This is a genomic window from Robertmurraya dakarensis, assembly GCF_900156875.1.
GTDB lineage: Bacteria > Bacillota > Bacilli > Bacillales > Cytobacillaceae > Robertmurraya > Robertmurraya dakarensis.
Genome location: NZ_LT707406.1, coordinates 1 through 13,469, shown reverse-complemented (window position 1 = coordinate 13,469; position 13,469 = coordinate 1). Strand labels below are relative to the sequence as shown.

Sequence of the window (13,469 nt, the reverse complement as noted above, 5' to 3'; positions counted from 1 at the left end):
ATCTTACTTAATGCCAGTACCAAGGCTATCGCAATGAATCCTGGGAGAGAGTATAACATCATTCCACTAATTTTGATTCTCTTCCAAGATGAACTAGGTGTTTTTTCGTATTATCAGATGCAGTTACTTTTCCATCTAATATGCCCCCAAATACTAAATGGATAAAGAAAGGGTTTCTAGAGCTTGTTTGCATAACTCCTCCCCTAATTATGATTTCGATACTTTTTCAACCTTTCTTCTAATTCTGCTTTCTTAGCTTCATAATTCGCCTGAGCCTCCATCCTTTCTTTTACGTGCTGCGGCTCCTCATTATGAGAAGATGGATACGTTGCATTCAATCCGACATGATAGGTTTCCTTGTGTTCACTAATCATTTCGGGTTTTACATGTTTATCATCATGATAGAACCATTTAGGAATCATTTCTTCCCTAATTGGTTTCGCAACAAGAGGCTGCCTATTAGTAACTTGTTCTGATTCATTAAGCAAAGCTCGCTGCAGACAGCTTCTAAAATTCGTTTTATATTGATCAATGACGCGGTCTAAGACGATTAAAAAGACATTGTCATTCATAATCAATTGCATATCATAAACATCCCATATGCATTGAATGTCAATCCGTCTTTTTTCAATTCGAGCTTGATGTTTACTAATAAAGTTTTGCACCTTTGATAGATGGAGCTTATCAGAGTTTATTTTAGAGTTTTTTAAAGAGTTTTCTAAAGAGCTTTTAAAGAGTTTGTGATGAATATCTTCACCCCTAAATCCTTGTGGTTCTAAGGCTTGTAGCACCTCATTCGTTCCGACAATGGCTTCTTCTACCAGAACAATTTCCTCCTCAAGGAACTTTCTGCAAGGCTGCAATACATAATAAGCGTTTGCATTTATATTTCCTCTTTTCGTATGATGGATCTTTAAAATCTCTTTCTCTTTTAAAAATTTAATCGCGCGTTCGACGGTTTTAATCGAAATATGAAGCAGATCAGCGATTTTTTCTTGTTTGATCCAACATACTCCTGGTACCTTGCAGCTATATTTCTTTAAAAGATGAAACACTTTATCGAAACACTCTGTTAAAACATGCTTGATATGTACGTAATGAAAGTTCATGTGTTTATTCAATTCTTTTATATCAGAAAAACTTTGCAGCTTATAAGCTGTTTTCGGAACGTAAGTCATTAACATAACCCCTTTATGTTTAATGTTGAATCGTAGAAAAACAAAGTTTTGATACTAACGATAAGCAAAGCTGAATAGATTATGATTTCGTAAAACTTAAGTTGCTATTACCAATAAAGCGCTATCAAATCTCCTCTCCCACCTATGATCGAACTCTTAGAAATCCACTAACTCTAGAAGCTCTTGTCTTATAATTCATAATACCTATAAACCATTCATTCCAAAGAATAAAAACTAATAAAATAGATATATAAATATAATAAAACAGAGACCCGATTACTAAAATTCGACAATATTTACATACTTCCTTTTAAAAAATTTGAACAGGTTGTGAACAATTATATTTTCAATGATGAACCGTATTTTTAGGGTTTTTTCCGAGGATTTTAGTGAGGCTTAATTGCATGGTAATACAGGTTTTCTAACTAATATATTATATAAAACATTAATAATATTGTTATATTAGTTTATATTAAAAACAATGTCATTAATGACATATATGTTAATGATATATTTAATATATAATACTATTCACAAACGATTCCTTCACCATCAGGATCTCCCCCCCCCCCCGTTACTATAACAAGTGGTAAATATAGAAGATGATACGAGTAGTTTTCCATAGTAAAAAACGAGTAAGGGGACACTGCTTATATTTTGCCATCAAAAAAGCAATAAGCTCATTGATACAAGGGCTTATTGCTTCCTCTAAATGGTTATTAAGAAATTGCAAATCGTTTTAACGTCTCTTTTTGATCTTTTTGAATTTGTTCAATTAACTGCTCAACACTTGGAAATGAAACTTCGTCCCTTATATAAAACAAAATATCTACAACTAGCTTTTCTCCGTAAATATCTTTAGCAAAATCAAAGATATGCACTTCATAATGATAGGATGTTTCTCCCTTATGAAAGGTAGGTCTTACTCCTACACTCATCATTCCGATGTATTCTTTATGGTCATATTGCACTTTGACTCCGTACACTCCTCGTTCAAGCTGAGTATCTGCGTTCGAAAGGTCCAAGTTTGCGGTTGGAAAGCCAATTGTTCTGCCAATTTGATTTCCTTTCATTACTCTGCCCGAAACAGAGCCAATAACTATGTTATTTGCGTGAACAGTGGAAGAACTCATGGTTTTACCTCCCCATTGATAGAAACGTGCTTTTATCATTTAACTCGAGTTGTACCCCAAAGCGAAAATATAGAGATTCATGAAAGAAACGCCTTAACAGAACCAATGTTAAGGCGTCTTTTTAGCAAATCTAAAATTGGTAGTGTCATAGTATCTGCTTATTAATTAGGCCAGTTCTTTGGAATGGACCCGATATTCCGGTTGAAGAAGAGCAGTGGCTCTTTCTCTTGAACATTTAGATCAATCACTTCGCCTAATAGGATAAAATGATCGCCTGCATCAATTTGTTGCACTTTTTTACATTCAAGCGTACCTAAGGAATCTTTAATAATAGGTAATTGATTTTTAGAGACTTCCCATTTCACTTTCGAAAAGCGATCTGCTTCTTTACCTGCAAATGCCCAGCACGCATCATCTTGATCAGTAGCTAATGTGTGAACGGCGAATTTCTCTGCCTCTAAGAATTGGTTTAACGAAGACACCTTCTTATCGATTGACCAGAGGACTAAAAGTGGTTCTAGTGATACAGAGGCAAAAGAATTAACAGTAAGTCCAGCTGGGTTTCCTTGATCATCCATTGTCGTGACAATCGTTACTCCGGTTGGATATTGACTCATGATTTGTTTAAAAACAGTAGATTTAGATGTGATTTCAGCCAAAAGACATCCTCCTTTTTTTAAAAATTTTGTTCACCTATTTAACCATGTACATCTTTTTTTGAACATTGCTTTCCCAATAATCATTCAGTCTCTCTGACAGCCCACCATTTCCGAATTTAACTCTCTTTTCATTGAGACTAGCACTCTCTATAACGATCGTAAGAAAGTCTACTATTGTCTTTCTCCGCATGATCAAATTATCCATACCCTTTTCGTAAAACCATACATCGATTGTGTTATAGACACCTTTATTAATACCGTACATTCCCTGAATAAATCCTGAAAATAAACGATCAGGCAGGTTTATATTTTGTTCTAATGAAATAAACCTTTGACTTTGCATATCAAAAAATAAACCCCCTTAACATTATGACAATTTCAAGAAAAGGCCAGTTCATTTTTTCCTAATCATAATCGTTTTCGAATTGGTATATTCTTTTATTCCATCAAGTGAGCTCTCAACACCCATTCCTGATTCTTTATGTCCGCCAAATGGTGCATCCGGAGATAGTACTTGTGCCTCATTAATCCATACAGTACCTGTATCAAGCCTTTCAGCAATTGATTTTGCCAATTCAAGATCTTTTCCCCAAACGGAGCCGCCAAGTCCATAATTGGTATGATTGGCGCGTTCAATAACCTCTTCATAGCTACTGTATTTTAGAACCGGCAGCACTGGACCGAACGCTTCATCTACCACCACACGCGAATCCTCTGGTGGATTATCAACAATGGTAACCGGAATAAAATAGCCTGGTTTGTCTTCGATCTCTCCTCCAAGAACAATCTTTACCCCCGATTGTTTGGTAACTTGTATTAACTCTTTTACCTTTTCAAACTGCATTTTATTTTGAATCGGCCCAAGATCATTTTCTGGATTTAAGCCATTCCCAATCTTTATCGTTTTCGAAAATCTCACAAGCTCTGTTAAAAATTCATCATAAATTTTTTCATGCACATAGAGCCGTTTCGTTGCTACGCAAACTTGAGCTGTATTGCGAAACGCTGCCCAGAAAATCGTCTCTACGATTTCTTTCGGGTTAGCATCTTCCATAACGATGGCCGCATCATTTCCACCTAGTTCAAGGGTGACACGCTTCAAATGTAAGGAGGCACTTTGCATCACCTTTTTACCGGTTGCCGTTGACCCTGTAAAGCTGATTTTATGAATATCAGGATGTGATGTCATCCACTGTCCTAATTCGTTTTCACCTGTTACCACATTCAGAACACCTGGAAGGAAAATATCTTTTGTAATTTCACCAATCCTTAGCAGCGTCAGGGGTGTAAATGGAGATGGTTTTGCCACAACGGTGTTTCCTGCTATGAGCGCAGAAGTAATTTTTCGAATAGCAATGGAGACTGGAAAGTTCCATGGAATAATTAAACCTGCCACTCCAAGTGGAGTATAGGTTCTTTCGATGTAGTGATCTTCTTTTTCTTCAACGATCTCTCGTGGCAGCCTTTTCTTTGAAAGAGCTTTACAAGTCGCAACTGCCCCATCTATTTCTACTAACGCCAGTTTGAGAGGTCTTCCCATTTCCAATGTAAAAAGCTTTGCCAATTCTTCTCGATGCTGATGTAGGGCCTCAGCAAACGCTACTAACTTTTCTTCTCTTTCATTCACTGAAAGCATTGACCACTTTCGGTAAGCTCTATTTGCAGAAGTAACCGCATGATCTAAATCAGCCTTTGTGGCGATTGGTACTTGTGCAATGACCTCTTCATCGGCGGGATTGATTACTGGCGATTTATCCTCTGTTGAAACAAGCTTTCCATTAATCGTCATCCTAAAATCCTTTGTAATGGTACTCATATCATCCCTCCGTTATAAACAAAATTTGTTTAAAATCTTTGGTGTTTGATAATTTTCCAACCTATTACGTAAAATCTACTCCACCATCAATCAGAACAGACTGTCCCGTCATATAATCAGAATCAGAAGAAGCCAAGTAAGAAACGAATTTCGCGACATCAGCAGGCTCTGATGGTCTTCCAAGGGTAATTCCTTCTGAGAACTGCTTGAAGGCCTCTCCGATTTCAAGACCCATATACTCAGCCATTCTTGCATCTACTAAATCCCACATCTTCGTACCAACAATACCAGGGCAATACGCATTGACATTAATATTAAATTGAGCAAGCTCCTGCGCAGCCGTTTGTGTTATTCCTCGCACAGCAAACTTCGTTGCACAATAAGCCCCTAGCAAGCTGTATCCTTTATGTCCAGCAATGCTGCAGGCACTAATGATTTTTCCACGCCCATCCTGCTTTTTCATTTGCTCTGCAGCAGCTTGAATACCGTAAATCACACCAAACACATTAACTCTAAAAATGGACTCTAAATCTTGTTCTGTTACCTCAAGCAATGGGGCGACCTGAGCAATACCGGCATTGTTCACGAAAACATCGACACGTCCATATTTCTCTACTGTTTGCTGTACTAAAGAAAACTGATCATCTCTGTTACTAACATTCCCTTGGACAGCAAAACTTTCATGTCCCTGATCTCTTAGTTCTTGAGCAGTTGATTCGGCTAATTCCTTATTCAAGTCATTTATCACCAATGCAAATCCATCATTCGCTAATCTTTCTGCAATTCCTTTGCCAATCCCTTGTCCAGAACCCGTTACAACAGCTACTTTACGATTTTCCATCACAATTCCTCCTCTTTGTTTTGGAACTTCTTACAGATTACTAGGTTAAAAAATAGCCTCTAAGTCTATTTATATCGTTTTACAGGATCAATTATCCCCACTTAGTTTCACAAGGATTTTCGCTTGTGATTTATCGTTTATAAGCGCTTCAAAGCCTTTTTCAATAATATCCTCGAGCTCGATGTGATCCGTAATGACCTTTTTCGCTTCTAACTGGCCGTTTGCGATTAAATCAATGGTTTGCTGGAAGGTTGATGGTTCATAAGCTAACGTAGCCATCACTTTTACTCCACCATTGGTAAGATCCATTGGATTCCAGCTGATGTTTCCTGAGAAAATTGAGACAATCATCACCAATCCTCTAATCTTCGTGGCTTCAATCGCTTGTTTGAAAGTGCTCTCAACACCAGCCACTTCAAAAGCAATATCGACCCCATTAGGGCATATTCTTTTAATTTCCTCTACCGGATTTACTTTTGAAGAATTAATGATATGAGTTGCTCCCAATTGTGAAGCCTTATCAAGTCTAGTTTCAGAGATATCTAACGCAATAATATTCGTTGCACCGGCTGCCTTGGCGGCCATAATCGTTAATAATCCAATCGGGCCAGATCCAAAAACTGCAACGGTATCTCCAATGGTTAACTCAGCTTCTTTTACAGCTTGTACTGCCACCGCAGCTGGTTCCATTAATGCGCCTTCCTCTAATGACAAAGAGTCTGGCAATTTATAAGCATGTTTTTCCGGTACAATGGCATAGTCTGCAAAGCCACCATCTAAGTGCAAGCCAAGGCAGCTAAATCCATCGAACACGTCTTCTTTGGAATCTTTCAATCCCTTTGTAATGATTGGATAAACAGCTATGCGATCTCCTACCTTAACATCTTTCACACTGGAACCAATCTCTTCAACAACACCAGAAAACTCATGACCTAAAATGAGAGGAGCCTGCCCTCCTGTGATCGGATCAGGATCTTCTACAGGAATAAAAATCGGTCCATGGTCATATTCATGCAGATCACTTCCGCAAATCCCTGCCCATGCTACTTTTACTTTTAACTCATGATCTTGCAGCTCTTTTATCTCACGATTTTCAACTCTAACATCCTTTTTACCGTACCAAACTACAGCTCTCATCGTTATACCCTCCTGGTAAGTAGTCTCGTAATTTCGTAATATCCTCTATTTCAGTATGAATCCCCCTTATTAAGGGGGATCATTTTGATTTTTGGTATGTGTTTCTTAATAAACTTTTTGACGATTATGCTTCATTCTTGGCAGTACTTCTTCTTTCAATAGTCTCATCGATTTTTTCCATACATCTGGATGTTCTGAGTAATCAAAGCCGGTTACAAGTAATGTTCCAAAGCCGCCAAGCTGGTCATAGACAGCATCTAACTTCTTCGCTACTGTATCTGGAGATCCGACGATCCAAGCATTCTTTGCTAGATACTCGACGTTTACATCTTCATCAGGGACGTCAGAACGGTGTTTAAAGTTAGAAAGCATATTAAAGCTGTCAAACAACGGAAGAGTATATTCTTTATAAGACCTTCCCATCGCAGAGCCTAATGACCATTCATATGCCTCTTCATCCGTATCAGCAACAAATACATCCTTATTGACTCTCCATTGCTCACGGTTAGGAGCTTTTCCAGTAGATGCTGCTCCTTCCTCGTAGGCTGTCCAATGAGTGAGAATGGTTTCATTATTTAATCCAAAACTCATTGGAAGCATTCCCATTGTACCGGCAATTTTTAACGTTCCTGAATTTGGAGTAAGGCCTCCGATCGCAACAGGTGGATGAGGCTGCTGATAAGGGTATAGATGCGGACCAGTAAGTGAACCCTTCGCTTCTTTTGTTACATGCCAGTAGTTTCCTTTGTAATCAAATGGTTCTTTTTCTGTCCATAATTTTAAAATGATTTCCAATGCCTCTTGAGTCATGATTCGGTTCTCGCCATTGGCTCCATCTACATTAAATAGTGTGTAATCACTTGGTAATCCCCCAGAACCTATCCCGAACATGATTCTTCCCTGTGACATATGATCAAGGAAGGCGACACGGTGTGCTAATTCAGCTGGATGGTGATAAGGTAGGACGTGTGCACCGGCTGCTAGTTTAATTTGTTTTGTTTGTTTAATCGCTTGAGCTAGTAGTAAATCTGGTGCAGGAACCGGCTCCCATTCTGACGTAAAGTGTTCTCCAATCCACGCTTCACTCCACCCAATTTCATCTGCATACCGAATCATTTCTAAATCCCATTCAGCTGCATCATATGGACTTCTTTCTGGTGGATGTATCGGCATCATAAAAATTCCTAGTTTCATAGTTTAATTCCCCCTTGGATAATGATTGAATAAAATCTTATGACCTATATAATGCAAGTAGTGTGCCAAACCATTTAATCCAAAAGAAAATACTATAAACAACAGGAATTTTTTATTTTCAACACTAAAAAGAGGAGTTTTATTTCAATTTCTCGAATGTCTCATTTTGAGACAATTGTCTTGTTCTGATATACTTGTCTCATTTTTGTACTTTTTATTGAAAAAACAGAATTTTTAAATTATTATTAACAACATGGAAATAAAACTAACTCGTCTCTCTCACATTATTAAAGCGCTTACAAAAAAACTCTAAAATGAGGAGGATAGCTGATGAAATCTATGAAATTTAATCCTCAATCTAAAGACCCTTTAGAATTACGACGGTCTTGGGAGCTTTTTATGGAGAAAGATATTATCTCTTCCAACATCCCCCCCATCATTGCGCAATCCTGGAAATCACACAAACAAAAGAACACAAATCCGTTTCGACCCAAAGTAGAAATCGATCTTCATACATATGATCAGTATATGAACAGTAATGAGTTTTTTATTGAGTACGCGACCGACTTTGTTAAAAGTATTAATAGTTATTTAGACAGAACATCCATTCAATTATTTAATGCAGATGCTCTTCTATTAAAAATCTACGGAGATCAGCGCATTATCGAGCGTTTATCGGAAATCAATAATGCGCCTGGCGGCATCCATAATGAACAAACCGGAACAAACGGGGTTAATCTTTCGATCCAAACGAAGAAAACGGCTTTTGTAGCTGGTGCTGAACATTTTTGTAGTATGTTCCATGATGTAAGCTGCATCGCCATGCCGATTTTTAATCGAAACACGAATGAAGTGCAGTGGTCGATTGATATAACAGGGCCATTTGAAATGGTCACACCACAGTCATTTGCTTTACTAGACTCGATGCGGGAAGCGATTCAAAACAAATTAGACCACTTTCACTTGCAGCAAAATTATACGTTATTGGACCATTTTCAAAATCGCTTTCTTCATGGAAGCGAGGCAGCCCTTATCATTAATACTGATAAGGTAGTTGTTCATTGCTCTGAAAAGGCTGCACATTTATTAGGATACTCCGGAAAAAAGGAGAATAGAATTTCAACCTCAGCATTAGGAATTGATAACCTAGATTTCTATTTAAATATGACTGAGGATGAAGCGGATTTTTACAGTACATTACGGAATGATTATGAGGTGCGGATTATAATCAATCGTATTTTTCACAACAGTGTATTTCAAGGATGGATGATGAGATTGCTGCCAACGCCATTAAAGGCTGCTCAGGATCCTAAAATACAAAGAACAACCACATTTGATGAATTAATCGGCCGTAGCAAATCGTTTCAATCAGCTGTCGATACGGCTAAGAGAGTAGCATCTAGTGATGCCACTTTGCTCATTCTCGGCGAAACTGGTACGGGGAAGGAAATGTTTGCAAAGGCGATACATGAGGCCAGCAACCGGTCGAACATGCCCTTTGTTTCTGTCAACTGTGGAGCGATCCCAAAAGAGTTGATTGGCAGCGAATTATTCGGATACGAGGCTGGTGCCTTTTCAGGAGCAAAAAAAGGCGGACAAAAAGGAAAATTCGAACTAGCAGACGGAGGAACGATTTTTCTTGATGAAGTTGGAGAGTTATCCCTCGAGCATCAAGTTTATTTATTACGAGTATTGCAAGAAAAAGAGATTTGCCGATTGGGCGCTCAGAAGCCTATTCCGATCAATGTTCGGGTCATCGCTGCTACCAATGTCGATTTAAAAGAGGCGATAAAAAATAAAACATTCCGTGAAGATCTTTATTTTCGCTTAAATATATTAAGTTTGAATCTGCCTTCCTTACGGGAAAGAGGTAAAGATGATGTTATCCGCCTAGTCAGGTATTTTGCCGTTACATATAACCGAAAAGAAGGAAAAAATGTAACCTTTACAAAAGAAGCACTGAATTTGATGGCAAGTTATCCATGGAAAGGGAATGTTAGAGAGCTTGAAAATAGTGTATATCGATTAGTCGTGTTAGCGAATCAAGGGAATATTACTCCCGAAGATGTCCGGTTGATCCTAGGTGATCAAGTAAAGGAAAAAGAAGAAGAAAGGGAAATAGCAGTAACGGGACCAGCCGCACCATTGTCTATTAGCGAAATGGAACGAAACGCTATCTTACAAGCTCTTCGTCACCATCATGGACATTTATCCAATGTGGCGAAAGCATTAAATATTTCGAGGGCTACGTTATATCGAAAGATCGATAAATATCAAATAAATGTAAATAAGGTGATTAATTAATTGTTTCAAACTGAGACATGTTCTGAAAGAAAAAGCAAACAGAGGATTTTCCCTTGTTTGCTTTTTCTACTTTATAATCTTATGGCTTTCATAACATCAAACAGAACCATCTTATTTATACTTACTCAACCGTTCCTCAAGCTCTTTCCTCTTTTTAGCACTTTCATCCGGAGTCTCTACATTTCTATGCGGCGCTTGGATATCTAACGCTTTATATAGCTCTCCCTTGATTTGGAGGTATTTCTCCTGAGCGTGTTCACTGTCCACGTTGAGCTGCTTCTGAATTTCTTCGATCGACTTCTCATCGACAAACCAATACGGAAGCTGTTCATTCGATTTTCTCCAGTACCCCGACAAATGGAATAGGATCGTCTTATCCTCAGGATCGTCAGAATGGACAGGAGAAGGCAGTTCGACTTCAGACAAGGCATAGTCTGTCGTAATCGCTTTATACGTGTAACCGCCAATAGACTTAACCCTGCCCGCATTATTTTCACAATACTCTACATTTCTCTTAATCTGGTCTAACGGATAATGGTCAAAGAGATATTGAACTTTACTGGCACCCACTTTTAACTGCTTCAGTCGGTGTCGCAGCTCTTCTTTTTCAAAGTCTTGGCCAAAATCAAGCTGCCCGGGCTTGTCCTCTTCTTTCTCGATTACCGCCTGATTTGACGCGGCATTACCCACTTTCCCTTTAATCTGAAACACGATACCGACCACTTTCCGGCCTTGTTTCACCTCTTCAAAAGTAAACTGGATATCCGTTTTCTCAGCGACTTCCTCCTGTGCGACCGTTAACACTCTCTTTTTAAAATGACCGTACTGCTTATATTTCGTTTTTTCAATCCCTAACTTCTCTCGCAATTCTTCTAGAGGAAAATTCCTTTTCTTGATAGACTCATATTGTTTCAGCAGTTCATAAATGCGGATCGAGTATACAGAATTGAGCTGGATGACATTTTCGAGCTGATAGGTAGTGAATCTTTCTTTCAGCTGTAGAAAAAATTCCTTGAGGTCCGGATTTAGTTTTAAAATAATGGTCCCTTCTGTTTCCTCATAAATGGATGTGACCAGCCAGTTAGCCACATACGTGCGATTGCCTTTTTTATATTCAATGGTTTTGCTTTGCAAGCCTTTAATGACTTCTTTTATGTATGTATACATGCTCGTTTGATTTCCGGCACCAATTCGATCGATTAAGTCCCGGACGCGAAATTTATATTGTTTAAAATCCTCGTCGCTAGGTTGAACCTTACTCGCTGTGATCAGCAAAATTCGTTGTTCTTGCAGGGATAACTTATATCTTGACTCAATAATCGTATTGGATTTTGTTATCCAATCCTTCATATCGATTTCATAAATCTCAGAACTTATCAATTCGTCTACTCTTTTGGCCATCACAGAATCCCCTTTAGATTAAACGTTCACCTTACTATCACTAAATTTACTTTATGTGATGGTTAATTTCAACCACAAATTTGACGTGAAATTTGTGATACATAACTAACTTAGCTTTCTTACTAACGTGAAATTTGTGATGTTTAAAAAATAGGATCCGATTTTTTCGTTATAATTCGATCATTTTCGAAGAAATCCTCCCATTTTTATGGAAATCTTTTAGGTTACCTTTCTGATAAAATTCCATTCAAGAAAGAAGCGTGAAATTTGTGATCGTCACGTTATTTTTGTGATACTTCACGTGAAATTTGTGATGTTTAACGTTATAAATGTGATAGTTAGACGTGAAATTTGTGATACTTAGCGTTATATTTGTGATGGTAAACGTGAAATTTGTGATACTTCACGTTAAAAAAGTGATAGTTAACGTGAAATTTGTGATAGTTAATACCAAAAAACCCTTATGTATCAAGGGTTCGAAAGGTCCCTAAAACAATAAAACAATTAAAACAATGTTAAAACAATAAAACATGTATAAAACAACAAAACAAGATGGTGTTGTTTCTTAGAATAATTAATTTAATTTTTCAGAAATCATAAAATAAAAATTAGTCCTTTGCATATTTTGTGGTCATATACTTTAGTCCTTGTTGTGTTAAAGCTGAAAGCTAAAAACTATTTTGCATTTTCTGCAATCTTTTTTAGTTCTTTTGCACGAGACTTTTATAAAGTCTGTCATATACTTTTCTAAAAACAATTTGTCGGTAATCATACCAATTGGACCAAAAGGTGACTTATACTCAAACGTATCAATCATTAGAGTTCCACCTTTTTCTTCTAGAAATTGATGTATATGAGTAAAAGAACTAAAAGCCCCTTTTACCATAATATCAACAAACACAGTAGGCTTTTCCATATAAGTTACTTTTGCCGTCAGCCTTTGTTTAATACCAAAGTGAGTAGCTTCCCATGTAACAGTATCGCCCTCCTCTAATAACCCCTGTGTAACCCCACCCACAGCTTTTTCCTTGGTTTTAGCAGTAGTTTTAGTATGTATATCTACGTTTCTCGCAAGGTCAAAGCATACAATCACTGGTGCTTGTATAAATTGCTTATGCTTAATAATAGGCATTTGCATTCTCCTTTGAAAGAACGTTTTTTATGTCCCTTCTTCACCTCTTCTACTCCGTTAGTAAACTAGAAACTGCCCTATTGGACAATCGCACCTGTCTATTTAAGATGACTGATTATTTTTTCCTTTCCATCCTCTGGCAATAACACAAGAAAAACCAAAACAGCCCAATCCTATAATTTTAATAATGATATGACCAGTAATTCCCATTTGGTCGATAGTTAATGATATTAAAAAACCTCCAATTACACAAAATAGAATAACGAAAAACAATCTCGATTGATTCGAACCTCCCCATAGTCCTAATCTATGAATTAAATATCCTGCCCCTTTAATACAGTAAACATAAAAATTCAAACATGAATAAAAATTAGTATTTATACAAGGTCATCCCTCATAAAAAAACCTCCTTCTACGTTTTTAAGATATAACGTCACAAGGAGGTTTTCGCGAAAATAATTATTAATTATATTTACTCAACCGTTCGAATAACTCTCTCTTTTTAATGTCGGATTCTTCAAGCGTTAATTGTTCAGGTTCTTTCAGTTCAAGGGCTTTATATAATTCACTTTTGATCCTCTCATATCTTTGTTTTGCCTGCTCTGGATCTAACTTCCTGAGCTTTTGAATCTCATTAATCGATTCCTCATCTACAAACCAAAATGGCGGTTTTT

At 37.4% G+C, this 13,469-nt stretch carries 11 protein-coding genes and 1 pseudogene; 1 reads left to right on the top strand and 11 read right to left on the bottom strand.

Annotated elements, in window-relative coordinates; all coding sequences use genetic code 11:
• Positions 1 to 203 precede the first annotated feature (203 nt).
• From CZ487_RS00445 to CZ487_RS00410, 8 genes are all read right to left on the bottom strand, one after another.
• Entirely contained in the window at positions 204 to 1,178 is a 975-nt protein-coding gene (locus tag CZ487_RS00445; protein WP_077210387.1) for a helix-turn-helix domain-containing protein, read from the bottom strand.
• Positions 1,179 to 1,897: 719 nt separating this feature from the next.
• Positions 1,898 to 2,311, bottom strand: coding sequence for a riboflavin kinase (locus tag CZ487_RS00440; protein WP_077210386.1), 414 nt, complete (start codon positions 2,309 to 2,311; stop codon positions 1,898 to 1,900).
• A 161-nt stretch (positions 2,312 to 2,472) separates the two neighbouring features.
• Positions 2,473 to 2,970 (bottom strand): flavin reductase family protein, encoded by a 498-nt coding sequence (locus CZ487_RS00435; RefSeq protein WP_237562771.1) that lies wholly within the window; start codon positions 2,968 to 2,970, stop codon positions 2,473 to 2,475.
• 34 nt (positions 2,971 to 3,004) lie between these two features.
• Positions 3,005 to 3,313 carry a hypothetical protein gene (locus CZ487_RS00430; protein ID WP_077210385.1) on the bottom strand — a complete coding sequence of 103 codons (309 nt, stop codon included), beginning with the start codon at positions 3,311 to 3,313 and terminating at the stop codon, positions 3,005 to 3,007.
• A gap of 51 nt (positions 3,314 to 3,364) precedes the next feature.
• Complete coding sequence (locus CZ487_RS00425; protein WP_077210384.1) at positions 3,365 to 4,786, bottom strand: aldehyde dehydrogenase family protein; 1,422 nt, start codon at positions 4,784 to 4,786, stop codon at positions 3,365 to 3,367.
• Between the two features lie 64 nt (positions 4,787 to 4,850).
• Positions 4,851 to 5,627: an acetoin reductase gene (locus CZ487_RS00420; RefSeq protein WP_077210383.1), complete on the bottom strand. Its 777-nt coding sequence runs from the start codon at positions 5,625 to 5,627 to the stop codon at positions 4,851 to 4,853.
• A gap of 87 nt (positions 5,628 to 5,714) precedes the next feature.
• Complete coding sequence (locus CZ487_RS00415) at positions 5,715 to 6,764, bottom strand: 2,3-butanediol dehydrogenase (protein WP_077210382.1); 1,050 nt, start codon at positions 6,762 to 6,764, stop codon at positions 5,715 to 5,717.
• Between the two features lie 105 nt (positions 6,765 to 6,869).
• Entirely contained in the window at positions 6,870 to 7,958 is a 1,089-nt protein-coding gene (locus tag CZ487_RS00410) for an LLM class flavin-dependent oxidoreductase (RefSeq protein WP_077210381.1), read from the bottom strand.
• Positions 7,959 to 8,288: 330 nt separating this feature from the next.
• Between CZ487_RS00410 and CZ487_RS00405 the strand changes: the two genes are divergently transcribed.
• Positions 8,289 to 10,262, top strand: coding sequence for a sigma-54-dependent Fis family transcriptional regulator (locus CZ487_RS00405; RefSeq protein ID WP_077210380.1), 1,974 nt, complete (start codon positions 8,289 to 8,291; stop codon positions 10,260 to 10,262).
• Between the two features lie 111 nt (positions 10,263 to 10,373).
• On the opposite strand, the gene CZ487_RS00400 is transcribed toward CZ487_RS00405, so the two are convergent.
• From CZ487_RS00400 to CZ487_RS26840, 3 genes and pseudogenes are all read right to left on the bottom strand, one after another.
• On the bottom strand, positions 10,374 to 11,663 hold the full coding sequence (locus tag CZ487_RS00400; protein WP_077210379.1) for a replication initiation protein: 1,290 nt from the start codon (positions 11,661 to 11,663) through the stop codon (positions 10,374 to 10,376).
• Positions 11,664 to 12,338: 675 nt separating this feature from the next.
• A pseudogene (locus tag CZ487_RS00395) lies at positions 12,339 to 12,795 on the bottom strand (SRPBCC family protein).
• Positions 12,796 to 13,257: 462 nt separating this feature from the next.
• Positions 13,258 to 13,469, bottom strand: a 212-nt coding sequence (locus CZ487_RS26840) for a hypothetical protein (RefSeq protein ID WP_419865698.1), incomplete at its 5' end; no start/stop codon positions are given.

What these genes read in the sequence shown, in the direction of transcription:
- CZ487_RS00400 (WP_077210379.1), bottom strand. Translation starts at nt 11,663, where the DNA reads ATGGCCAAAAGAGTAGACGAATTGATAAGTTCTGAGATTTATGAAATC.
- CZ487_RS00430 (WP_077210385.1), bottom strand. Translation starts at nt 3,313, where the DNA reads ATGCAAAGTCAAAGGTTTATTTCATTAGAACAAAATATAAACCTGCCT.
- CZ487_RS00415 (WP_077210382.1), bottom strand. Translation starts at nt 6,764, where the DNA reads ATGAGAGCTGTAGTTTGGTACGGTAAAAAGGATGTTAGAGTTGAAAAT.
- CZ487_RS00420 (WP_077210383.1), bottom strand. Translation starts at nt 5,627, where the DNA reads ATGGAAAATCGTAAAGTAGCTGTTGTAACGGGTTCTGGACAAGGGATT.
- CZ487_RS00440 (WP_077210386.1), bottom strand. Translation starts at nt 2,311, where the DNA reads ATGAGTTCTTCCACTGTTCACGCAAATAACATAGTTATTGGCTCTGTT.
- CZ487_RS00445 (WP_077210387.1), bottom strand. Translation starts at nt 1,178, where the DNA reads ATGACTTACGTTCCGAAAACAGCTTATAAGCTGCAAAGTTTTTCTGAT.
- CZ487_RS00405 (WP_077210380.1), top strand. Translation starts at nt 8,289, where the DNA reads ATGAAATCTATGAAATTTAATCCTCAATCTAAAGACCCTTTAGAATTA.
- CZ487_RS00410 (WP_077210381.1), bottom strand. Translation starts at nt 7,958, where the DNA reads ATGAAACTAGGAATTTTTATGATGCCGATACATCCACCAGAAAGAAGT.
- CZ487_RS00425 (WP_077210384.1), bottom strand. Translation starts at nt 4,786, where the DNA reads ATGAGTACCATTACAAAGGATTTTAGGATGACGATTAATGGAAAGCTT.